The organism is Acidovorax sp. GW835-FHT14G06, assembly GCF_058793595.1.
Genome location: NZ_JBXAGA010000006.1, coordinates 95,882 through 117,227 on the forward strand (window position 1 = coordinate 95,882; position 21,346 = coordinate 117,227).

At 65.4% G+C, this 21,346-nt stretch carries 19 protein-coding genes and 1 pseudogene; 11 read left to right on the forward strand and 9 right to left on the reverse strand.

Features of this window, described 5'->3' with window-relative positions; translation table 11 throughout:
* Positions 1-153 precede the first annotated feature (153 nt).
* Both AC1Q64_RS12015 and AC1Q64_RS12020 read left to right on the forward strand, forming a co-directional pair.
* Entirely contained in the window at positions 154-1,698 is a 1,545-nt protein-coding gene (locus AC1Q64_RS12015; protein ID WP_492251484.1) for a YifB family Mg chelatase-like AAA ATPase, read from the forward strand.
* A gap of 183 nt (positions 1,699-1,881) precedes the next feature.
* Positions 1,882-2,379: a MarR family winged helix-turn-helix transcriptional regulator gene (locus AC1Q64_RS12020; RefSeq protein ID WP_056057218.1), complete on the forward strand. Its 498-nt coding sequence runs from the start codon at positions 1,882-1,884 to the stop codon at positions 2,377-2,379.
* Positions 2,380-2,421: 42 nt separating this feature from the next.
* Here the strand turns inward: AC1Q64_RS12020 and AC1Q64_RS12025 are convergent, their stop codons facing one another.
* The gene (locus AC1Q64_RS12025; RefSeq protein ID WP_121941677.1) at positions 2,422-3,309 is read right to left on the reverse strand and encodes an amidohydrolase family protein; all 888 of its coding nucleotides are present in this window, start codon (positions 3,307-3,309) and stop codon (positions 2,422-2,424) included.
* A gap of 160 nt (positions 3,310-3,469) precedes the next feature.
* Here AC1Q64_RS12025 and AC1Q64_RS12030 point away from each other — a divergent pair, with 160 nt between their 5' ends.
* The 6 genes from AC1Q64_RS12030 to AC1Q64_RS12055 all read left to right on the forward strand — a co-directional run bounded on the left by AC1Q64_RS12030 (position 3,470) and on the right by AC1Q64_RS12055 (position 11,772).
* Entirely contained in the window at positions 3,470-4,252 is a 783-nt protein-coding gene (locus AC1Q64_RS12030; protein WP_108626295.1) for a crotonase/enoyl-CoA hydratase family protein, read from the forward strand.
* A 40-nt stretch (positions 4,253-4,292) separates the two neighbouring features.
* A complete protein-coding gene (locus tag AC1Q64_RS12035; protein WP_492251485.1) occupies positions 4,293-6,170 on the forward strand; it encodes a feruloyl-CoA synthase in 1,878 nt (625 codons plus the stop codon).
* A gap of 29 nt (positions 6,171-6,199) precedes the next feature.
* Complete coding sequence (locus AC1Q64_RS12040) at positions 6,200-6,964, forward strand: SDR family NAD(P)-dependent oxidoreductase (RefSeq protein WP_099731539.1); 765 nt, start codon at positions 6,200-6,202, stop codon at positions 6,962-6,964.
* A 98-nt stretch (positions 6,965-7,062) separates the two neighbouring features.
* Entirely contained in the window at positions 7,063-8,052 is a 990-nt protein-coding gene (locus tag AC1Q64_RS12045) for a Bug family tripartite tricarboxylate transporter substrate binding protein (protein ID WP_056057208.1), read from the forward strand.
* A 123-nt stretch (positions 8,053-8,175) separates the two neighbouring features.
* Positions 8,176-9,903, forward strand: a complete 1,728-nt coding sequence (locus AC1Q64_RS12050; RefSeq protein ID WP_492251486.1) for an acyl-CoA dehydrogenase family protein — start codon at positions 8,176-8,178, stop codon at positions 9,901-9,903.
* 126 nt (positions 9,904-10,029) lie between these two features.
* The gene (locus tag AC1Q64_RS12055; protein WP_492251487.1) at positions 10,030-11,772 is read left to right on the forward strand and encodes a tannase/feruloyl esterase family alpha/beta hydrolase; all 1,743 of its coding nucleotides are present in this window, start codon (positions 10,030-10,032) and stop codon (positions 11,770-11,772) included.
* A 174-nt stretch (positions 11,773-11,946) separates the two neighbouring features.
* Here the strand turns inward: AC1Q64_RS12055 and folE2 are convergent, their stop codons facing one another.
* From folE2 to AC1Q64_RS12080, 5 genes are all read right to left on the reverse strand, one after another.
* Positions 11,947-12,756: a GTP cyclohydrolase FolE2 gene (folE2, locus tag AC1Q64_RS12060; RefSeq protein WP_492251488.1), complete on the reverse strand. Its 810-nt coding sequence runs from the start codon at positions 12,754-12,756 to the stop codon at positions 11,947-11,949.
* A gap of 19 nt (positions 12,757-12,775) precedes the next feature.
* The gene (locus AC1Q64_RS12065) at positions 12,776-14,008 is read right to left on the reverse strand and encodes a c-type cytochrome (protein WP_492251489.1); all 1,233 of its coding nucleotides are present in this window, start codon (positions 14,006-14,008) and stop codon (positions 12,776-12,778) included.
* 83 nt (positions 14,009-14,091) lie between these two features.
* Positions 14,092-14,502: a c-type cytochrome gene (locus tag AC1Q64_RS12070; protein ID WP_492251490.1), complete on the reverse strand. Its 411-nt coding sequence runs from the start codon at positions 14,500-14,502 to the stop codon at positions 14,092-14,094.
* Positions 14,499-15,092: a ferritin-like domain-containing protein gene (locus AC1Q64_RS12075; RefSeq protein ID WP_295944407.1), complete on the reverse strand. Its 594-nt coding sequence runs from the start codon at positions 15,090-15,092 to the stop codon at positions 14,499-14,501. The genes AC1Q64_RS12070 and AC1Q64_RS12075 overlap by 4 nt, the downstream gene beginning before the upstream one ends.
* Before the next feature lie 151 nt (positions 15,093-15,243).
* Positions 15,244-15,963 (reverse strand): RNA polymerase sigma factor, encoded by a 720-nt coding sequence (locus tag AC1Q64_RS12080; RefSeq protein ID WP_492251491.1) that lies wholly within the window; start codon positions 15,961-15,963, stop codon positions 15,244-15,246.
* A gap of 152 nt (positions 15,964-16,115) precedes the next feature.
* Here AC1Q64_RS12080 and AC1Q64_RS12085 point away from each other — a divergent pair, with 152 nt between their 5' ends.
* A complete protein-coding gene (locus tag AC1Q64_RS12085; RefSeq protein WP_295944409.1) occupies positions 16,116-16,877 on the forward strand; it encodes a metallophosphoesterase in 762 nt (253 codons plus the stop codon).
* 24 nt (positions 16,878-16,901) lie between these two features.
* On the opposite strand, the pseudogene AC1Q64_RS12090 reads toward AC1Q64_RS12085, so the two are convergent.
* From AC1Q64_RS12090 to pobA, 3 genes and pseudogenes are all read right to left on the reverse strand, one after another.
* Positions 16,902-17,036 (reverse strand): annotated as a pseudogene (locus tag AC1Q64_RS12090) (integrase); the annotation flags it as partial.
* Positions 17,037-17,326: 290 nt separating this feature from the next.
* Positions 17,327-17,488, reverse strand: a complete 162-nt coding sequence (locus AC1Q64_RS12095; protein ID WP_492251660.1) for a hypothetical protein — start codon at positions 17,486-17,488, stop codon at positions 17,327-17,329.
* A gap of 414 nt (positions 17,489-17,902) precedes the next feature.
* Positions 17,903-19,075, reverse strand: a complete 1,173-nt coding sequence (gene pobA, locus AC1Q64_RS12100; protein ID WP_492251492.1) for a 4-hydroxybenzoate 3-monooxygenase — start codon at positions 19,073-19,075, stop codon at positions 17,903-17,905.
* 215 nt (positions 19,076-19,290) lie between these two features.
* Between pobA and AC1Q64_RS12105 the strand changes: the two genes are divergently transcribed.
* On the forward strand, positions 19,291-20,199 hold the full coding sequence (locus tag AC1Q64_RS12105; RefSeq protein ID WP_492251493.1) for a helix-turn-helix domain-containing protein: 909 nt from the start codon (positions 19,291-19,293) through the stop codon (positions 20,197-20,199).
* A 137-nt stretch (positions 20,200-20,336) separates the two neighbouring features.
* Entirely contained in the window at positions 20,337-21,296 is a 960-nt protein-coding gene (locus tag AC1Q64_RS12110) for a DUF535 family protein (RefSeq protein ID WP_492251494.1), read from the forward strand.
* Positions 21,297-21,346 lie beyond the last annotated feature (50 nt).

Here is a 21,346-nt window from a genome sequence, read left to right on the forward strand (position 1 = left end):
GTGCACGGCGCGCTGCACGGTTGCGTTGCGTTACAACAATCCCCAGTACAGTGGCGGTGACCGCGTCCGGCATGTTGCACCCAACTGGTGCAGACACCCAACGGGTCGCGCTAAAAAACCACAAAACGCACCCATCTGGGGAGAAATCGCTTCATGAGTCTTGCTTTGGTGCAAAGCCGCGCCCTTCTGGGGCTGCAGGCGCCTGCAGTCACCGTCGAAGTGCATCTGGCCAACGGTTTGCCCAGCTTCACGCTGGTCGGGCTGGCCGAGGTGGAGGTGAAAGAAGCCCGCGAGCGCGTGCGCTCCGCGCTGCAGAACGCGGGGCTGGAGTTCCCGTCGAACAAGCGCATCACCGTCAACCTTGCCCCCGCCGACCTACCCAAGGACTCGGGCCGCTTCGATCTGCCGATTGCGCTGGGCATCCTCGCCGCCAGCGGTCAGGTGGACGCCAGCCGCCTGGCAGGCTACGAGTTTGCAGGCGAGCTGTCGCTGTCCGGCGAGCTGCGCCCCGTGCGCGGCGCGCTGGCCACCAGCCTCGCGCTGCAGACGCAGCAGATCGACGCCCAGCTGGTGCTGCCGCCCGGCAGCGCCGAAGAGGCCGCCCTGGTGCCCGCCGCGCGCGTCGTGCGTGCGCGCCACCTGCTGGATGTGGTGCGGGCGTTCCTGCCACCCGGCAGCACGGCCGGTGGCGATGCCGACGTGGCCAACGACGGCTGGACCCGCCTGCAGGCCACCGCGCTGGCCGCCAGCACCACCGGGCCCGACATGGCCGACGTGAAGGGCCAGGCGGGTGCCAAGCGCGCGCTGGAGATTGCAGCGGCCGGCGGCCACAGCGTGCTGATGGCCGGGCCGCCGGGCTCGGGCAAGTCGATGCTGGCGCAGCGTTTTGCCGGGCTGCTACCCGCGATGACGGTGGAAGAAGCCCTGGAGAGCGCTGCCGTGGCCAGCCTGGCCGGCCGCTTTCGCCCGGAGGCCTTTGGCGTGCGACCCACCGGCCAGCCCCACCACACGGCCAGTGCGGTCGCGCTGGTGGGCGGTGGCTCGCCACCACGGCCGGGCGAGATTTCGCTGGCCCACCAGGGCGTTCTGTTCCTCGATGAACTGCCTGAATTTCCCCGCGCCGCACTGGAGGCCCTGCGCGAGCCGCTGGAAACCGGCCACATCACCATCGCGAGGGCAGCGCAACGCGCGGAGTTTCCGGCCCGGTTCCAGATGATCGCAGCCATGAACCCGTGCCCCTGCGGCTTTCTGGGCTCCACGCAGCGGGCCTGCCGCTGCACGCCCGACCAGGTACACCGCTACCAGGCCAAGCTCAGCGGACCGCTGCTGGACCGTATCGACCTGCATGTGGAGGTGCCCGCACTGCCCGCAGAGCAGCTGGTCAAGGCGGCTGCGGGCGAGTCCACCGCCAGCATCCGTGCCCGGGTGGAGCAGGCCCGCTCCAAGGCCATCGCGCGCCAGGGCACCACCAACCAGGCGCTGCAGGGACAGGAGATCGACGCCCACCTGCACCTGGACGATGCCGCCGCCAAGTTCCTCAACACCGCCGCCGCGCGCCTGGGCTGGTCGGCCCGCAGCACGCACCGGGCGCTGAAGGTGGCGCGCACCATCGCCGACCTGGCGGGCGCGCCCACCACCGAGGTCAGCCATGTGGCCGAGGCCGTGCAATACCGCCGCGTGCTGCGCAGCCCGGTGTGAGAGGCGCCTGCTGCTATGCAGGGAATTCTGCTGCGTTGACAGCGATTGATATCAAATTGATAGCATCAGACGCATATACAACCGGCGCCTGTGGCTGATTTTGATCAAAAAGGGGGCGCTCCGCGCCTTCGGGGCGCGTCACGCCGGTCGCGTGGGCCCGGGCGCCCGGCACAATCTCCCCCCATGTCCAGCGTCCGCTCCCCCAAGAAATCCCCGTCGGTCCCCGCCCCCACAGACACCGCAGCCCCCGCCAACGAGCCCGTGGACACCGGCTTTTTGCGCACGCTGGTGGGCTACAACACGCGGCGCGCGGCGCTGTCCATCATTGCCGTGTTCATGGAACGCATGGCCGTGTACGACCTGAAGGTGGTGGATTTCTCGGTGCTGTCGCTGGTGGCGCACAACCCGGGCATCACCTCACGCCAGCTGTGCGCCACGCTCAGCGTGTTGCCGCCCAACATGGTGGGCTTGATTGCGGCGCTGGAACGGCGCGGCCTGATCGAGCGGCGCCCGCACCCGAGCGATGGGCGCGCCATGGGCGTGCACCTGACGCCCGCCGGGGTGGAACTGACGGCGCAGGCCGAGCAGACGGCCGCGCAACTGGAAGAAGACGCCACCAACCGCCTGACGGCGGCCGAGCGCAAGACGCTGATCCGGCTGCTGCAAAAAGTCTACGACTGATCCAGCGGCCGCTCAGCCGGCCACAAGAGGCCTGGATGCGTATCAGGCGGCCGGCGCTGCCGGGCCCTTGTCCAGCCCCAGCAAGCGCACCGCATTGCCCTTCAGGATGCCGGGCATCACCTCGGGCTTGAAGCCCGCTTCCTGGAAGTCCTTCATCCAGCGCTCGGGGGTGATCAGCGGATAGTCGCTGCCGAACAGCACGCGGTCCTTCAGCAGCGTGTTGGCGTACTGCACCAGCTGCTTCGGAAAATACTTGGGACTCCAGCCCGACAGGTCGATCCAGACATTGGGCTTGTGCGTGGCAACCGACAGCGCCTCGTCCTGCCACGGAAAGCTGGGGTGGGCCATCACGATCTGCATGTCGGGGAAGTCGATGGCCACATCGTCCAGGTGCATCGGGTTGCTGTACTCCAGCCGCAGGCCGCCGCCGCAGCGCATGCCGCTGCCGATGCCGCTGTGGCCGGTGTGGAAGATGGCGGGCATGCCGTATTCGGCGATCACCTCGTAGATGGGCCAAGCCATCTTGTCGTAGGGGTGGTAGGCCTGCACCGTGGGATGGAACTTGAAGCCCTTGATGCCGAACTCCTCGATCAGGCGGCGGGCTTCGCGCGCACCCATCTTGCCCTTGTGGGGGTCGATGCTGGCGAAGGCCGTCATCATGTCGCTGTTGGCCTTGGCGGCCTCGGCGATCTCTTCGTTGGGGATGCGGCGGCGGCCCATCTTGGACTCGGCGTCCACGGTGAACATCACCAGGCCAATCTTCTGCTCGCGGTAGTAGGCCACCGTCTCGGCAATGGTGGGGCGGCGGCCGTTCTTGAAGTACTTGTCGGCGGCGCGGTCGTACTCCTCGCCGTAGTTGTCAAACGGGTTCCAGCAGCTCACCTCGGCGTGGGTGTGGATGTCGATGGCGATCAGATTGGCGTGGTCCATGCGTGTCTCCTGGGTTGGCGCCCGCCGGTGCAGCGTCAAACCCCCAGCATGCGCCACGGCGCGTGACGCAGATCAAGGGTAAACACCAATAAAAAACGGGCTTGGCTTGCTTGAATTGGTTATGAACTATAACCACAATTCAACCAACACGAAAGCCTCTATGACCCATCCAGACATCCATTTCGAGCTGCGCGGCGACCACCAGGAAGTGGCCGTGATCCGCCTGACCCGTGCGGCCAAGCGCAACGCGCTGAACGACGGCCTGATCCTTGCGCTGCGCGACCTGTTCGAGAAAATGCCCAGCACCGTGCGCGCCGCTGTCATTGATGGCGACGGCCCCCATTTCTGCGCCGGGCTGGACCTGTCGGAGCTCAAAGAGCGCGACGCCGGCCAGGGCCTGCACCACTCGCGCATGTGGCACGCCGCGCTGGAGCGTGTGCAGTACGGCCCCGTGCCGGTCATCGCCGCGCTGCATGGCGCCGTGGTGGGCGGCGGGCTGGAGCTGGCCAGCGCCTGCCATATTCGTGTGGCCGACGAGTCCACCTTCTACGCGCTGCCCGAGGGCTCGCGCGGCATCTTTGTGGGCGGCGGCGGCGCAGTGCGCATCCCCAAGCTCATCGGCGCTGCGCGCATGACGGACATGATGCTCACCGGCCGCGTCTACAACGCGCAGGACGGCGAGAAGGTGGGCTTTGCCCAGTACCTCGTGCCCGAGGGCCAGGCCTTTGCCAAGGCCTTCGAGCTGGCCGTGCGCGTGGCGCAGAACGCGCCGCTGACCAACTACGCGCTGATGCACGCCCTGCCCCGGATTGCCGAGCAGCCCGCCGACCAGGGCTTCTTCACCGAAGCCATGATGGCTGCCATCGCCCAGAGCGCCCCTGAAGCCAAGTCCCGCCTCGCCGACTTCCTGGAAGGCCGCGCCGCCAAGGTCCGCAAGGACTGAGCCCGCCCCCAGTCACCCCTTGCCCCTGCTGGAATCCACTATGAGCGACCTCTCCACCCCCCTCGCCCCGGCCCGCTACCGCCCCGTGACCTTCGGCGTGACCCGTGTCAGCCTGCGTGACGGTGTACCGGGCGTGCGTTACCTGCAGGCGGACCTGCCCCTGGGCGCCTTTGCCCGCCGCGTGACGGACTACCTGGTGCACTGGGCGGAGACCACGCCCGAGCACAGCTTTCTGGCACGCCGCGAACAACTGCCCGGCGGCAAGACAGGTGACTGGCAGCATGTGAGCTACGCCCAGGCGCTCGACGCCGCGCGCAGCATCGGCCAGGCCCTGCTGGACCGGGGCCTGAACGCAGAGCGCCCGGTGGTGGTGCTGAGCGAGAACACCGTCGAACACGCGCTGCTGGCGCTGGGCTGCATCTACGCCGGTGTGCCCTACTGCCCCGTGTCGCCCGCCTACGCCACCGTGAGCCAGGACTACGACAAGCTGCGCCACGTCATCGACACCCTCACCCCCGGCCTGGTGTTTGCCGCCGACGGCGCACGCTACGGCAAGGCCATCGCAGCCACCGTGGCGGCCGATGTCGAAGTGATCCTGGCCCAGGGCGCGCTGGAGGGCCGCAAGGCGGGCACCTTCCAGAGCCTGCGCCACACCACCGCCACCCCGGCGGTGGACGCGGCCATGCACGCCACCGGCCCCGGCACCATCGTGAAGTTCCTGTTCACCAGCGGCTCCACCAAGATGCCCAAGCCGGTCATCAACACCCAGCGCATGTGGTGCGCCAACCTGCAGCAGATCTCGCTGTCGCTGCCGGTGCTGGCCGAGGCCCCGCCCGTGCTGGTGGACTGGCTGCCGTGGAACCACACCTTCGGCAGCAACCACAACTTCGGCCTCACGATGATGCATGGCGGCACGCTGTACATCGACGACGGCAAGCCGACGGCCGCACTGATTGGCGAGACCCTGCGCAACCTGCGCGAGATCGCACCCACGGTGTACTTCAACGTGCCCACCGGCTTTGAAATGATTGCCGAGGCCATGAAGACCGACGCCCAGCTGCGCGCCAACCTGCTGTCGCGCGTGCGTCTGTTCTTTTACTCGGGCGCCGGCCTGGCCCAGCCCGTGTGGGACAGCCTGCACGCCACGCAAGAAGCCGCCATTGGCGAGCGCATCGTGATGTGCACGGGCCTGGGCATGACGGAATCCGCCCCCTCGGCCATGTTCTGCAACAGCCCCGACGTGCGCTCCGGCCACATCGGCGCGCCCGTGCCTGGCATGGTGCTCAAGCTGGTGGAGGTGGACGGCAAGACAGAGGTGCGCTACCGCGGCCCCAACGTCACGCCCGGCTACTGGCGCTCCGACGCTGCCACGCGCGACGCGTTTGACGACGAAGGCTACCTGTGCACCGGCGACGCCGTGAAGTGGATCGACGAGAACAACATCCACCGAGGCCTGGCGTTTGACGGCCGCATTGCCGAGGACTTCAAGCTCTCTACCGGCACCTTCGTGAGCGTGGGCCCCATGCGCGCCAAGATCATCGTGGCGGGCGCACCCTACATCCAGGACGTGGTGCTCACCGGCCTGAACATGAAAGAAGTGGGCGCCCTGCTGTTCCCCTCCCCCGCCTGCCGCGAAGTCGCCGGCCTGGGCCCGGACGCCCCCTGGGCCGACGTGGTGGCCCACCCCGCCGTGCGCCAGCGCATCGAGGCGGTGCTGGACGGGCTGGCCCGCGAAGCCACCGGCAGCGCCAGCCGCGTGGCCCGCGCGCTGCTGATGGCCGAGCCGCCCTCCATCGACAAGGGCGAGATCACCGACAAGGGCTCCGTCAACCAGCGCGCCGTGCTCAAGCACCGCGATGCGCTCGTCACGGCCTTGCACGACGACACGGCACCGGGCATCCTCAAGCCCGGCGCCTGAAACCCCACCCCGAACAGGACAGACCCACCATGCAGATTCAAGGACAAGCCGCCCTCGTGACCGGCGGCGCATCGGGCCTCGGCGAGGCCACCGCACGCGAACTGGCCCGCCTGGGCGCCAAGGTGGCCGTGCTCGACCGCAATGCCGAGCTGGCCGAAAAGGTCGCCGCCGACATTGGCGGCGTAGCGTGCCCCTGCGACATCACCGACGCCGCCAGCGTGACCGCCGCGCTGGAAAAGGCCGCTGCCGCCCACGGCCCCGCCCGCATCCTCATGAACGTGGCGGGCATTGGCAGCGCCAAGCGCGTGGTGCAGCGCGACGGCAGCGCCGCACCGCTGGAAGACTTTGTGCGCGTGATCAACATCAACCTCATCGGCAGCTACAACGTGAGCCGCCTGTTTGCCGCCGCCTGCAGCAAGCTGCCCGTGCTGGACAACGGCGAGCGTGGCGTGATGATGTTCACCGCATCGGTGGCTGCCTTTGATGGCCAGGTGGGCCAGCAGGCCTACAGCGCCTCCAAGGCGGGTCTGGCCGGCATGACGCTGCCCATGGCGCGCGACCTGGCGCAGCACGCGATCCGCGTGTGCACCGTAGCGCCCGGCCTGTTTGCCACACCGCTGATGAAAGAGCTGCCCGAGGCCGTGCAACAGTCGCTGGCGGCCAGCATCCCCTTCCCGCCACGCCTGGGCAAACCCGAAGAGTTTGCCGAGCTGGCTTGCCATATCGTGACCAACGGCCACCTGAACGGCGAAGTCATTCGCCTGGATGGCGCCCTGCGCATGGCGCCGCGGTAAACGATCAGCGCCACACATCAGTAAATAACAAGAGGGCGCGAAAGCGCTCCAGCTTGACCCCCGAGATTTCCGTCAGACACACACCAGGAGACATCAGCATGACCACCACCCGCCGTCAATTCGTTCAGGCCCTTGGCGCCAGCGCCGCGCTGGGCGCCTTCCACCCCTTTGCCGCCCATGCCCAGGTGGACCAGGTGAAGGTGTACTTCGGCTTCCCCGCCGGCAGCTCGGGCGACACCGTGGCCCGCCGCGTGGCCGAGAAGTGGGCTGGCAGCGCGTTCAGCAAGAACCCTGGCGTGGTGGAAAACAAGCCCGGCGCGGGCGGCCGCATTGCGCTGGAGACGCTCAAAGCTGCGCCCGCAGACGGCTCGGTGCTGGCCGTGGCGCAGGTGTCGGCCCTGGCCAACTACCCGCACATCTACAGCAAGATGAACTACACCGACAAGGACTTCGCGCCCGTGTCGATCGCAGCCATCATGCACCACGGCCTGGCCGTGGGCCCCATGGTGCCCGCCAGCGTGAAGAACGTGAAGGACTTCCTGGCCTGGGCCAAGGCCAACCCCAAGGACGCCAGCTACGGCTCGCCCGGTGCAGGCTCCACGCCCCACTTCCTGGGCGCGCTGCTGGGGATCAACAGCGGTGTGGACCTGCGCCACGTGCCTTACCGTGGCTCCATCCCTGGTGTGACGGACGTGGTGGGCGGCCAGGTGGCTGCCATGGTCACGCCGCACGGTGACTTCATCGCCAACTACAAGGCCGGCAAGCTGCGCATCCTGGCCACCTCGGGCCCCAAGCGCTCCATCTACGTGCCGGATGTGCCCACGTTTGCCGAACAGGGCTTCCCTGAGCTGACCACCGAAGAATGGTTTGGCTTCTACGCCCCGGCCGCCACGCCCAAGCCGGTGATTGCTGCTGCCAACGCCGCCATCAACGCTGCGCTGAAGGAAAAGTCGGTCATCGACAGCCTGGCCATCGTGGGTCTGATGCCCCATGGCTCCACCCCTGAAGAACAGGCCCGCTGGCAAAAGGCCGAGTACGACAGCTGGGGCCCGCTGATCAAGAAGATCGGCTTCACCGCAGAGTCCTGATCCCCCCTGCGCCGCAGGTCCGGACTGACCCCAGTCCGGGCTGCCGCATGGCAAAAAATACAAGAAAACAGCCGCTAGCGCCCATCCACAAAGCGCAGAAAGCTATCCAAAAGAGAGCAAACCATGCAAGCCCGCCAGACCCTTGCCGACATCCAGCACCTGCTGACCACCGTGCTGAAGGCGCCCACGCGCTGGCAGGGCCTGGCGCCGTTTGCAGATACCGATGGCGACCTGGCGGCCCAGGTGCTCGACGAGGCGGCCAAGTTCGTGGACAGCGCCATCGCCCCGCTGCAGCGCAGCGGCGACGAAGAAGGCTGCCGCTTTGACGGCGGGCAGGTGCACACCCCCGCAGGTTTTCGCGATGCGTACCAGGCCTTTTGGCAAGCGGGCTGGCCGTCGCTGTCTTGCGCGCCCGACGATGGCGGCCAGGGCCTGCCTGCGGTGCTGGAGTGTGTGCTGTTTGAATGGCTGGCCGGCGCCAACCACGGCTGGACCATGGCCCCCGGCCTGCTGCACGGCGCGTACGAATGCATCAAGCACCACGCCAGCGACGAACTCAAGGCGCAGTACCTGGAGAAGGTCGCCACCGGCGAATGGCTGGCCACCATGTGCCTGACCGAAGCCCATGCGGGCAGCGACCTGGGAATGGTGCGCACACGCGGCGTGCCCCAGCCCGACGGCAGCGCGCGGGTGAACGGCAGCAAGATTTTCATCTCCGGCGGCGAACACGACCTGACGGACAACATCGTGCACCTGGTGCTGGCCCGCCTGCCCGATGCGCCTGCGGGGCCCAAGGGCCTGTCGCTGTTCCTGGTGCCCAAGATTCTTCAGGATGGAAGCCACAACGCCGTGGTCTGCGAGCGCATCGAAGAAAAGATGGGCCTGCACGGCAGCCCCACCTGCGTGATGCGCTTTGACGACGCCACCGGCTGGCTGGTGGGCGAGCCGAACAAGGGCCTGAACGCCATGTTCGTGATGATGAACGCTGCCCGCCTGCACGTGGGCCTGCAAGGCATTGGCCTGCTGGAAGCCGCCTGGCAAAAGGCCAGCGCCTACGCCGCAGAGCGCCGCCAGATGCGCGCGCCAGGCGCCAAGGACACCAGCCTCATTCAAGACCACCCCGCCATCCGCCGCATCCTGCACACACAGCGCGCTTGGATCGACGGCGGCCGCGTGCTGGCCTACCACACCGCCCTGCAGCTCGATGTGGCCAAGCACAGCACCGACGCGGGTGAACGCGCCGCCGCGCAGCGCTGGTGCGCGCTGGTCACGCCCGTGCTCAAGGCTGCACTCACCGACCAGGCCTTTCACGGCGCCAGCGCCTGCCTGCAGGTGTTTGGCGGCCACGGCTATGTGCGTGAATGGGGCATCGAGCAGATCGTGCGCGACGCGCGTGTGGCCATGATCTACGAGGGCACCAACGAGATCCAGGCCATCGACCTGCTGGTGCGCAAGGTGCTGGCCGATGGCGGCCAGGGCCTGGCAACGCTGCTGACCACACTGCCCGGCGCAGCCCCCAGCGCCGCTGCCAGCGCACGCCGCCATGCCCTGGTGGAGATCACGCAGACCCTGGCGATTGCCGCCCAGTCCGACCCCGAACTGCCCTACTGGGTGGCCGACGACTACCTGCGCGCCGTGGCGCTGGTGCTGCTGGAATGGGCCTGGGCCCAGATCGGCGCCGCCCGCCCCCACCGCGCGGAACAATCCACGGCCACCACAGACCGCTGGACCACACCCGCCCAGGCCTTCGCCCAGTGGGTGCTGCCCGAGTTCGATCTGCGCACCACCATCCTGCGCCAGCGCATTGCCCAGGCGTTTGAATTCAGGCCACAGGAGGCCGCAAGCGCATGATTCATATGCACGAGCAGCTCCTGATTCAGTAGCAAAACACAAGCTTCATCCATCTCCCACCCACAGCGTGTTGAGGCCACGTTGCGGGGTTCCTTGCGCCTCAAAAAAACCACTGGAGACAACACCATGCGCTTGAAGATGAGAAGAAACCGGATGCGTGCCCACCACCCCCTGGCACTCTCGGCCGCAGCCGCCGCCTTGCTCATGGGCTGCGGCGGCTCGTCCGATGCCGCTCTGCCCCAGCTTGCGGCGGCCACACCGGCAACCCTGCAGTCGTGCGCCACGCTGGCCAGCAGCCTGGCGTTGCCCGACACGCGCATCACCTCGGCCGAGCAAGTGCCCGCAGGCCCGCTGACGCTGCAGGGCGTGACCACCCAGGCGCCCGCACACTGCCTCGTCAAAGGCAAGATGAAAGAGCGCACCGGCCCGGTGGACGGCGCCAGCTACGCCATTGGTTTTGAAATGCGCATGCCCGTGGAGTGGAACGGCCGCTTTCTGCACCAGGCCAACGGCGGCCTGGACGGCAGCGTAGTGCTTGCGCTGGGCTCGGTGAGCGGTGGTGCCCCCGTGGCGCCCGGCCTGGTGCAAGGCTTTGCGGTGCTCAGCTCTGACGCAGGCCACGGCGCACCCACGCCCTTCTTTGGCGTGGACCCGCAAGCCCGGCTGGACTACGGCTACCAGGCCGTGGGCACCCTCACCCCCATGGCCAAGAACCTCATCAAGAGCGCCTACGGCAAGGCGCCCGACCGCTCGTACCTGGCCGGCTGCTCCAACGGCGGCCGCCACGCCATGGTCGGCGCATCGCGCTATGCCGACCAGTACGACGGCATCCTGGCGGGCAACCCCGGCTTTCACCTGCCCAAGGCCGCCACCACCCAGCTGTGGAAGGCCCAGCAATACGCCAAGGTATCCACCAAAGACGCGGCCACCGGCCTGCCCGACCTGAACACCGCCGTGAGTCCGGCCGAGTTCAAACTCATCAGCAGCAAGATCGTCGCCAAGTGCGACGCGCTGGACGGCGTGGCCGACGGCCAGGTCAACGACGTGGCCGCCTGCCAGACCGCCTTCAACCTGCAGACCGACGTACCCACCTGCACCGGCGCGCGCGACGGCTCGTGCATCACCAGCGAGCAAAAGGGCGTGCTGGCCAGCATCTTTGCGGGCCCCAAGAACAGCAAGGGCGAAGCGCTGTACACCGGCACCTGGTTCGACCCCGGCATTGCGGGCGCCAACTTTGCATCGTGGCACTTCGGCGCCCCCGCCACGCGCGACGCCGGTGCAGTGGCCTTCATCTTCACATCGCCCCCATCCAGCGTGGCCGCGTTCACCGCCATCCCCGGCATGCAGTACGCGCTGAACTTCAGCATGGAGACGGACTACCCCAAGATGTTCGCCACCACCGCGCAATACGCCGAGTCGCCCTGGTCGTACATGACCCCGCCCAACGAAGCCGACCTGAGCGCCCTGAAGAACCGGGGCGCCAAGATGATCGTCTTCCACGGCGTGGCCGACGGCGTGTTCTCGCCCATGGACACCGCCAACTGGATGGACCGCCTGCAGGCCAACCACAGCGGCAAGGCCGACGCCTTTGCCCGCCTGTTCCTGGTGCCCGGCATGAACCACTGCTCCGGCGGCCCCGCCACCGACCAGTTCGACATGCTGGCCCCGCTGGTGGCGTGGGTGGAACAAGGCAAGGCGCCCGAGAGCGTGACGGCAAAGGCACGCGGTGCGGGGGCCAATGTGGTCAACGCCGAGCTGCCCGCCAGCTGGTCTGCCAACCGGACACGGCCACTGTGTGTATACCCCAAGGTGGCACGCTACAACGGCACGGGGGATGTGGAGATTGCGAGCAGTTTTAGCTGCAAGTGATGGGGGATTGAAAGTGTGAAGCCCGGCTTGTGCCGGGCTTTTTTCTTTGGGCGAATGGGTGAACGAAAGCGCTGCCACGTGCGGCCCCGAAAGCCCCAGACTGTTCGACCCGAGTTACACACTAGTGAGAAGCTATTCGCCCAGATTCATTGGCCGCCACGCTGCGTTACTCGTTCAGGAAGCTCCCCGCGCAGGGCGGGCAATGCACGCAAAGGCGCTGTGATTGTGGATAGATTCGAAATTCTCCACCTTGACAACATACGCGCCCACGCGATGCTCGCCATTGAGCGCCGCAGCAACATCGCGCACCATGTCCTCCACAAATTTGGGGTTCTCATATGCACGCTCTGTGACGAATTTTTCATCCACACGCTTGAGCAACCCATAAACCTCGCAGGAACTGCTGCTTTCTGCAATGGCGATCAGATCCTCAACCTCGATCGGCTCTAAGACCTCGACTTCTATGGAAATGTGCGAGCGCTGGTTGTGTGCTCCATACACCGATATATCCCGAGAGCAAGGGCACAGACTTGTCACGGGAACGACCACCTTCAGCCACAAGGCATACAGACCTTCAGCAGACACACTTGCACGCCACTGAACGTCGTGGTCGAGCAAACTGCGCACACATGAAACAGGCGCGGTTTTTTCGACAAACCACGGGAAACGCATTTCGATGACCCCGGACTGCGCATTCAGCCTGCCCAGCATCTCTCGGAGTAACCCACAGAAACCCGCTGCATCCAGAGCACCCGACTGTGCCTGCAGCAATTCGACAAACCGTGACATGTGCGTACCCTTGACCTCAGCAGGTAATGCCACGGTCATGGCCCACTGCGCAACGGTGTCGGCGACCCGATCACGGCTGCGTACCTTGACGGGATAGCGCAGGCCTTGGATACCTACGGCGCCAATCTCGAGACCCCGAGTCTCCGCACTGCTCTGAACATCGGGCAGGAGCATATTTTTTTCAGGTGCATTCATTCGAACTTTCTCCACGCTGTCACAGCGATTTCAAGTACTGAGCCAGATCCGCCACATCCTGCGCGCTGAGCCCTAAGCCCAACCGAGTGTTGTAGGTCTTCGCCACATCGTCCAGCGTGGCGGCTGAGCCGTCGTGAAAATAGGGGGCGTGCTGCCAAGCCCCCTTCAAAGGCGTGGTGCGGTACTGGCGGGTAGCGGAGCGAGAGGCGTAGCTGGGGCTCTCGGGTTCCGCCATGGAGTCGGCTGGTGGATGCAGGCGTGAGTTCGCATCCGTGAAAGTACTGCCGCTATGACAGGTCACGCATTTTCCGGTCCCCTTGAAAACGGCCTGGCCCCGCTTTGCGGCGGCTGTGTCAAAACTGCCCGCAGGTGCAGGCGGCGCCTGAAGCGTGAGCTGATAGGCCTGCAGCGCAGGCAGTTTGGAGCTCACCAGGTCCTCTCGGCCATGGACGACGCTCAGATTCAGACGCGGCTCCGAAACCGCTCCAAGCCCGCCCATTTCGGCCACGGCAACATAGCGGTTCCAGTAGGCGATGTCCTCGCCATCGCCGGTAAACGTGATCCGGTGGATACCCTCCAAGCCATAGGCAGGCGGAATGACGACAGGTTTGCTCAGACCATCGATGTTGTGGCGCGGGTCAAACTTGCCTGGTCCCCAGGAATTGAGTGCGGCCTTTGTTGCAGCATCCACGGCCGGAGACAAGGCGATGATCGCCCCCGGATTGAGATCGCGGTTGGGCCAGCCGTCCAGGCGCTTGCCAATGCCCTTGGCGAAGGAGTTGTCCACTGTCGAATGGCAAAGGGCGCAGGTGATGCCGACACGAACGAGCTTGTCCACCCCGTTGACCGTCTCCACGGTCCCTCGGACACCGACCACCGCATCGAGCTTGAGCAGCGCCACCGTGGTGGCTGGATCCTTAAGGTCCACGCTGCCGTCTTGGATGCCTGCCACCACGGCAGCGGGAAGCGCCTCTGCATCCACCTTGAGCCCAACGGACAAGGCAGTCACGGGATCGACCGCTGCCGCGATGACCTCGTGCAGTCCGAGCGCATCGGTCCATTGAGCCTCATCGCCAAATGTGTCATATCGGAAGATGTTCCGCCCCTGTGCGACCAGCGCCGCATGGGCGGCATCTGGGTCATCGACCGCAGCGCCCCCTCCGCAAGCGACGACAGCCGCTGCGGTCACACCGATCGCTATTGCAAGACGCCATACCGACGAGCGGCGTGTCCAACAACCTGCATATTTCATATCTTTACTCCCAACCGTCCATAGATTCCGGCATCCCAGCAGCGCGACTGAATGCCAGATCGACCCTCGCGCCCGCGACAGCGCTAAGGAATTGGCTTGCACGCAGCGCCGGGATGCGAAGCCTCCTTCAGCCAGGCGATCAGGTCCGACCGCTCGGCTGCATCTTTCACGCCGGCATAGCCCATGGAGGTTCCTGGTAAGGCTGTCATGGGGTCCTTCAAGAAAACGTTGAGCGACTTCTCATCCCAGACCCACTGGCTCTCTCGCATAGCTTTGGAATAGGCGTTGTACCCGGGAGCGGTGCCAGCACGGCGCCCAAACAGCCCGCAGTGCTGGGGGCCGGTGCGATTACCCTCTATGGCGTGGCAGGCGGCACAACGCGCGTACACCTGCTCACCGCGCGCCAGCGCTGCGACGTCCGGCGCCGCACTTGCACCGACGGCGATCAGGCCGCCCGCTAGCCCTAGCGCCACGATAAGCCAGCGCGGCTTCATGACATGAAAGCCGAAGGCACAGGAGACTCTCCCAGGACCTGGCGCAGCACGGCCCAGTGCATGGCCTCGTCGCCCAGGATGCTCGCGGCGACCTGTGCCAACGCGCGATCCGCAAACAGAGGCACGGCGCCCAGGTATGCCGAGATGGCGCCGCGCTCCAGACCGGCCGCGAAGCGCAGCACGTCGGCTTCCACCTTGAGCTTTTCCACGGGAAACTGGTATTTATCCTTGGCCGCCACGGGCTTGCCGCCCAGCTTTTGCACGGTGCTAGCAATGGCAGCTGCATGCTCCTTGTGGTGACCCTGGAACGCCACGGCCACCGGCAGCACCGCCTTGCTCAGCAGGCCGCTTTCCGCGCCCACCTGATAGGCCGCCACCGCCTCCAGTTCCGCGCCAAGAGCGGTATTGAGGATGCGCACATCGGCCTCAAGCTCCTGGGCGCTCACCTTGGCACCGGCGGCCAGCGCGTCGTGCCCGCCGAGTAAAGCCACTGCGCTGGCCGACAGCACGGCGGCACCGGATGTCGACATGGCACGTCGGCGCGAGAGAAACAAGGCCTGCGAGGGGACGTAAATGGAAGTGCTCTTCATGGTTTTCTCCGTGGGTTGATGAACCGTTGCGCCGGCACCTGGAACGGCCGGCAAATTTGAACAAGATGGCTCTGGCCAGGCGCGGCGCTGCAGGCCATACGCGCGGTACGGCCAGACGAGACGGCGTCGCCAGGGGATGTTTTGGCCGCGCTCAGTGCTGCGCAATGAGATGGCGCTGCTGCAGCTCGACCACCACATGGCGCACGACCTGGTCGCAGCGCTCGCCAGCAAAGGCAAATACGCTCTCGGCATGCGCCTCAATCTGTGCGCCAAGCGCATCTCGCAACAGGGAGCGAGCGCGCAGGTAGCGGGTTTTGACGACCGCGTCGCTCACCTGCAGGCAGTAAGCCGCTTCGTCCACGCTCATTTCTTGCACGGCGCGCAGGATGAAAACGCTGCGGTAAATGGGCGGCAGCCCCTCGATGGCGGACTGCAGCAGGGCGCGCAACTCGGTGCGTGCCAGCACGGATTCGGGCGATACGCCCGCAGGAGCGCTAAAGGACATCATGTGCTCCGGAGAAGGCTCGTGGTCCAGATCCTGGGAGTCGAGCGGCACTGACCGGCTGCGCTTGCGAAGCGCGTCCAGCGCCACGTTAATGGCAATGCGCGTCATCCAAGTCGCGAGCGATGCACCCCCCTGAAAATCCGGCAACCGGGTGAAGGCGCGCAGATAGGTTTCCTGCACCACATCCTGCGCCTCGGCGTCGTCGGAGACCACTCCGCGCGCCGCACGAAACAGCACCCGGTTGTGGCGCCGCATGATGGCTTCGAAGGCACTCTGCTCTCCTTGCAGAGCCCTCGCCACCAACTGTTCGTCGGAACAGGGGGTAGACACAGTGTGCGGAGCATTGGTCAGGGAGAAGGACTGCATGGTGGGCTCACTTTATTTGGGGCTTGTGACCATTGGACGCTGAAGACGCCAAAAAGGTGACAGCCCCCAAATATCCGCAATGGCCGCATGCACAGGCTGGCCTAGTACTCCGGTCCAGAATGGTCTCTGTATCGTTGCCACGGAACCCGCCCATGAAAATCGCTCTGCTCTCCGACCTGCACCTGTCCGTGCAGCCCCTGGAACTACCGCACACCGATGCCGATGTCGTCGTTCTGGCCGGTGATCTGCAACGCCCTGCGCAAGGCATAGCCTGGGCACGGCAGTTCAGCCAGCCCACGCTCTACGTCGCTGGCAATCACGAGTTCTATGGTTCCGACCTGGTGAGCACCATGGCCAACCTGCGCACCGAGGCGCAGGGCAGCCAGGTGCGCGTGCTAGAACGCGAGGAATGGCGCCATGGCGGCGTGCGCTTTCTGGCCTGCACGCTGTGGTCGGATTACCGGCTGTTCGACTCGCCCGCGCAGCGCGAGGACGGGCTGGAAAAGGCGCAGGCGTTTGTGCGCGACTTCAGCCGCATCGGTTTGACCCCGGATTTCCCGGACCGCTTTACGCCCGCCGTCTCGCAAATGCTGTTTGACCAATCCGTCGCCTGGCTGGAAGCACGCTTTGCCGAGCCCTTCGATGGCCCCACGGTAGTGGTCACGCACTTTGCGCCCTCTCCCGGCAGCATTGCGCCGCAGTTTGTCGGCTCACCGCTGAACGCCTGCTTTGTCTCCAACCTGGAAGCGCACATCCTGCGCTGGCAGCCCCGCCTGTGGCTGCACGGCCACGTGCACCACAGTTGCGACTACCAGGTGGGCGCCACGCGCGTCGTGGCCAACCCGCGCGGCTACGCGCCCAACGGTGTGGTCGAAAATGGGCGATTTGAGCCCAGTCTTTTGATAGACGTGTAGGCGCAGTTAGCGGTGCTCCCCAGATCACGAACTCACTGAGAGTTCCAAGGCGTCAGCCACTTCAATGCCGAGGTAGTGGTCAGCTGACTTGAGTTTGAAGTGTCTCAGCAACAGCTGAACCGTCTGGCAGTTCATCGTTAAGCGGTAGATGAGTGCTGAATCGCCTCCGGGCCTGGGCTATTCATAACGACAGGTGTTGGCGGATGCTGTCGTTCAGGTAAAGGGCCTTGAATGACTCCGATCAGCCTGAAGCAGGCCGCTCAAAAACACCTGCTTTGCTCGTGTCTTGCCCCGCTTGCGCAGGAGATCAATTCACGCCATCGATTACCAGCGGGTCACAGTGCTGAGGTTCCGCCAAATAATGGCCTTGGCAGGGCTGAACTTCTGGATTGGGGTGATTCGCAAATAGTTCGGTTGATGCAGCCCAGACCATCGTCAGAAATCAGCGACTATTCCGACGCGTCCAGCGTCTGTTCAGTCAAGCCTTGCTGCTTGCTGGCCTCTTCTTTTGCCTTCTTCCCTTGGTCGTGATGCCACTTGATGGCGTAGAACATGCAGGTGCCAAACACGAGCACCTTGAAGGTGATGAAGACTATCGGGACCCAATCCATTTTTGAGATTTTCCTGGCTGTTGATTGGCACTGTCGGGTGTGACGTGCATTGCCTCAAAACGCTGCGTCAGCAGCTTCATCGTGTTCAAGCCATCGTCGATTTGCACATCGACACCACGGGGCCAATGATCTGAAAACTTGGTGTGATGCTATCGGGCCTGGTATGCGGGCGTAAGCATCAGTTCTGCCTAAATTTTGCGTAGCAGATGGCGATTGCCGTGCACGGGGGCTGCATAGAAAGCGGCTTTGTCATTGGGTCCCGCAAGGGGGCCGCAGTACGCAAGTCGTAGGGCGCGCCGCGTGAACAGACGGAGCGCCGGTTGTAAGCAACGCCGACCGCACACACAAAAATAGGCCTGCATGAGGGAACCCCATGCAGGCCTTTGATTGGGTAGCAGTGCTACTGCCGGGCGCTCAAAACGGCAACCCCACATAGTTCTCCGCCAGCGACCCCAGCGCCTTCTCGGACGAGAACAGGTACGCCAGGTCCGTGTCCTGGAGCTTCTGGTCGTAGGCCAGCGACTCGGGGAAGGTGTGCAGCATGGTCGTCATCCACCACGAGAAGCGCTGGGCCTTCCACACGCGGGCCAGGGCCTTCTCGGAGTATTTGTCGAGGCCGGTGCTGTCGCCGTTTTGGTAGTGGGCCACCATGGCGTGGTACAGGTAGTAGATGTCCGACGCCGCGCTGTTCAGGCCCCGCGCGCCAGTGGGCGGCACGATGTGGGCGGCGTCGCCCGCCAGGAACAGGTTGCCGTAGCGCATGGGCTCGGCCACGAAGGAGCGCAGGGGGGCGATGGACTTTTCGATGGAGGGGCCGATGATGAGTTGGGCGGCCACCTCGACGGGCAGGCGGCGTTTCAGCTCGGCCCAGAAGGCTTCGTCGGACCAGTCTTCCACCGTGTCGGTCAGCGGCACCTGGATGTAGTAGCGGCTCAGCACCTGCGAGCGCAGCGAGCACAGCGCAAAGCCGCGTTCGTGTTTGGCGTAGATCAGCTCGGGCGAGACGGGCTTGGTGCGCGAGAGCACGCCCAGCCAGCCGAAGGGGTAGACCTTTTCATACTCCTTGAGCACATCGCGCGGGATGGACTTGCGGCTTACGCCGTGGAAGCCATCGGCGCCGATGACGAAGTCGCAGTCGATGCGCACCACCTCGTCGCCGTTGCGGTAGGTCACATACGGGTTGGCACTTTTCAGGTCGTGCGGCTGCACATCTTCGGCGTTGTGGATGACGATGCCCTTCATGCGGTCGCGCGCTTCGTACAGGTCGCGTGTCAGCTCGGTCTGGCCGTAGACCACCACCGAGCTGCCGCCGCTGTACTTGTGCAAATCGACCCGGTCCATCTTGCCGTCATGGGCAATGATGAAGCCGTCGTGGATCTCCCCTTCCTTGTCCATGCGCTCGCCGCACTGGGCCTCGCGCATGAGTGCGGCAAAGCCGTGCTCCAGCACGCCGGCGCGGATGCGGCCCAGCACGTATTCGCGGCTTTGGCGCTCCAGCACGATGGTATCGATGCCCTTGAGGTGCAAGAGCTGCGAGAGCATGAGGCCCGAGGGGCCCCCGCCAATGATGCAAACCTGGGTTTTCATGGTGTCTCCTGTAGTGGCGAGCGGCTCACAAAACTCCCCTGGCGTTGTTGTCCCGCCTTGCCGTACTGCTTGTACTGTCTGCGGCAGGACGCTTGGCCAGGGCCGCTTCGCTGAGTTGTGTGAGCCGCTCTGTTGGGTTGATGACATGGGTCAAAACGACCACCCAAAGATACGTGGCACAGTCGCCGCGTTGAATGGACGGATGGAGCCAGAACATGCACTTTTCGAACATCGATGGCATCCGCTCGTACAGCCTGTTCGGCGAGTCGCAGCACCTGCCCGATGTGCTGCACTGCGAGACGATTGCCGAGCGATCGGCGCTGCACGACTGGGAGCTGGCGCCGCACCGGCACACACGGCTGCACCAGGTGCTGCTGATCACCTCGGGCGGGGGCGTGGCGCACCTGGATGGCGAGCGGATTGCGCTGTTTGCCGGTGCACTCATCAACGTGCCGCAGGGGCATGTGCACGCATTCCGCTTTACGCAGCACACGCAGGGCTGGGTGGCCACGCTGGCCGATGAATTGATGGACGAAATTTTTGTGCGCGTGGGCGATGTGCGCCGCGACCTGGCGCGGCCCGCCGTGGCGCCTGCGCCGCCACAGCTGCACCAGGCCATGGGCCAGGTCTGGCAGGAGTTCTCGGGCCGTGCCAAGGCGCGTGCGCTGGTGCTGCGGGGCCTGAGCGCCACGCTACTGGGCTGGGTGGCGCGCGCGATGGAAGACCACAGCCCGGACGACACCCACGCGCCAGAGTCCAGCCTGGTGCAGCGGCTGGAGGCGCTGATCGAGGCGCATTTTCTGGAGCACTGGCAGGTGGCCGACTACGCGCGGGCGCTGGCTGTGTCGCCCACGCACCTGAGCCGCGTGGCGCGGGCCGCCACGGGCGTGTCGGCCCAGCGGCTGATTGAGGCGCGGCTGATGCGCGAGGCGCGGCGCAACCTGGCCTACACCCACCTGGGCGTGGCCACGATTGCCTACACGCTGGGCTATGCCGATCCGGCGTACTTCACCCGCGCCTTCACGCGCGATGCGGGGCTGTCGCCGCGTGCGTTTCGGGCGCAGGTGGCGACTGCCGGGTCGACAGCCAGCGCGGACAGAGGGGCGCTGGCCATCAGCGCCTGACGCCTGGGTTGACCCCTTTTCGCCAGCCATGCAACGGCGCGGGGCCGAGATGGGTCAGGTCATTCGCTTACCCAGGTTTACGTTAATTTACTTGTCTTTACAAAAGGGTACTATCCGCGAAATTTTTGATGTTGGTCATGACCCAGCTCCTTTTCGCGAATCCTCTGCGCCGCGCGTGGCGCTACACACCCCATGCTGTGCGCTATCCCAGTTGGCCGGGTATGGCCGACGTTTTGGGTGTGCAGCGCGCCCGGCGCCCTGGCGAGGGGGTGAAATATGGGCTGCGGGCTTGGTTGTTCCAGCGCAGCCGTCAGCGGTTTGCTCGGCAGTTGGCGTCCTTGCCTTCCTGGGCCGCCATGTTCCGGGACGACCCCACCCTGTACTTCATACCCTGGCGCGCGTTTCTGGATGGGCGCTGGGGCATGGCACAGCGCCTCTCTGCCTGCGGGGAGGATCTGGTTGCAGCCCATGGCGTCTTTGGCCCCGAGCGGTGCGAGCATCTGCGCCATGGCAAGCGCATTGTTCTGTGCCAGACAGAAGACTTTGCCATTCAACTGGGCAAGAACCAAATCTGCTGCCACGAGGGCTTTTGGGCGCTGACACTGCTGGACGCACAGGGTACGGCGCTGTTCAACCTGAGCTTTGGCTTTCTGGCGGAACGCCATGTCCTGGTAGCGTCGCTACAGGGGTTGCAGAAGTCCCAAGACGACACACAGGATCGGATTCGCCTGCTGACCAAGCGGGCCCATGGCCTGCGCCCGCCCATGCTGTTGCTCAATGTCTTCGTGATGCTGTGCCAGCACTGGGGCATGCAACGCATTCAGGGCATCGATCCCGACTTCCAGATCAAGCAACGCAACCGCGCCCCGGGCAAGGGCTTTACGTTTGACTACCGCGCCCTGTGGGAAGAAGCCGGAGGGAAGCGCGAAGGGTCAGGCCATTGGGATCTGCCCTGCGCACTGCCCGAGCGCGCTGCGGTCGACATCCCCACGCACAAGCGCGCCATGTATGCGCGGCGCTATGCCCTGCGCCACCAACTCGCGCAGCAGATTGCGCAGCAGTGGGCACAAGCCGACGCTGCGCCAACGGTGCGCTGACCACACCATCCGGCCGTTGCCGACGTACCCTGCTGGGTCCAGCTTGGCCC

Coding starts and splice junctions, on each gene's coding strand:
- pobA (WP_492251492.1), bottom strand. CDS start 19,075: ATGAAAACCCAGGTTTGCATCATTGGCGGGGGCCCCTCGGGCCTCATG.
- AC1Q64_RS12065 (WP_492251489.1), bottom strand. CDS start 14,008: ATGAAATATGCAGGTTGTTGGACACGCCGCTCGTCGGTATGGCGTCTT.
- AC1Q64_RS12025 (WP_121941677.1), bottom strand. CDS start 3,309: ATGGACCACGCCAATCTGATCGCCATCGACATCCACACCCACGCCGAG.
- AC1Q64_RS12040 (WP_099731539.1), top strand. CDS start 6,200: ATGCAGATTCAAGGACAAGCCGCCCTCGTGACCGGCGGCGCATCGGGC.
- folE2 (WP_492251488.1), bottom strand. CDS start 12,756: ATGAATGCACCTGAAAAAAATATGCTCCTGCCCGATGTTCAGAGCAGT.
- AC1Q64_RS12055 (WP_492251487.1), top strand. CDS start 10,030: ATGCGCTTGAAGATGAGAAGAAACCGGATGCGTGCCCACCACCCCCTG.
- AC1Q64_RS12075 (WP_295944407.1), bottom strand. CDS start 15,092: ATGAAGAGCACTTCCATTTACGTCCCCTCGCAGGCCTTGTTTCTCTCG.
- AC1Q64_RS12070 (WP_492251490.1), bottom strand. CDS start 14,502: ATGAAGCCGCGCTGGCTTATCGTGGCGCTAGGGCTAGCGGGCGGCCTG.
- AC1Q64_RS12085 (WP_295944409.1), top strand. CDS start 16,116: ATGAAAATCGCTCTGCTCTCCGACCTGCACCTGTCCGTGCAGCCCCTG.
- AC1Q64_RS12095 (WP_492251660.1), bottom strand. CDS start 17,488: ATGGATTGGGTCCCGATAGTCTTCATCACCTTCAAGGTGCTCGTGTTT.
- AC1Q64_RS12050 (WP_492251486.1), top strand. CDS start 8,176: ATGCAAGCCCGCCAGACCCTTGCCGACATCCAGCACCTGCTGACCACC.
- AC1Q64_RS12035 (WP_492251485.1), top strand. CDS start 4,293: ATGAGCGACCTCTCCACCCCCCTCGCCCCGGCCCGCTACCGCCCCGTG.
- AC1Q64_RS12020 (WP_056057218.1), top strand. CDS start 1,882: ATGTCCAGCGTCCGCTCCCCCAAGAAATCCCCGTCGGTCCCCGCCCCC.
- AC1Q64_RS12045 (WP_056057208.1), top strand. CDS start 7,063: ATGACCACCACCCGCCGTCAATTCGTTCAGGCCCTTGGCGCCAGCGCC.
- AC1Q64_RS12105 (WP_492251493.1), top strand. CDS start 19,291: ATGCACTTTTCGAACATCGATGGCATCCGCTCGTACAGCCTGTTCGGC.
- AC1Q64_RS12110 (WP_492251494.1), top strand. CDS start 20,337: ATGACCCAGCTCCTTTTCGCGAATCCTCTGCGCCGCGCGTGGCGCTAC.
- AC1Q64_RS12080 (WP_492251491.1), bottom strand. CDS start 15,963: ATGCAGTCCTTCTCCCTGACCAATGCTCCGCACACTGTGTCTACCCCC.
- AC1Q64_RS12030 (WP_108626295.1), top strand. CDS start 3,470: ATGACCCATCCAGACATCCATTTCGAGCTGCGCGGCGACCACCAGGAA.
- AC1Q64_RS12015 (WP_492251484.1), top strand. CDS start 154: ATGAGTCTTGCTTTGGTGCAAAGCCGCGCCCTTCTGGGGCTGCAGGCG.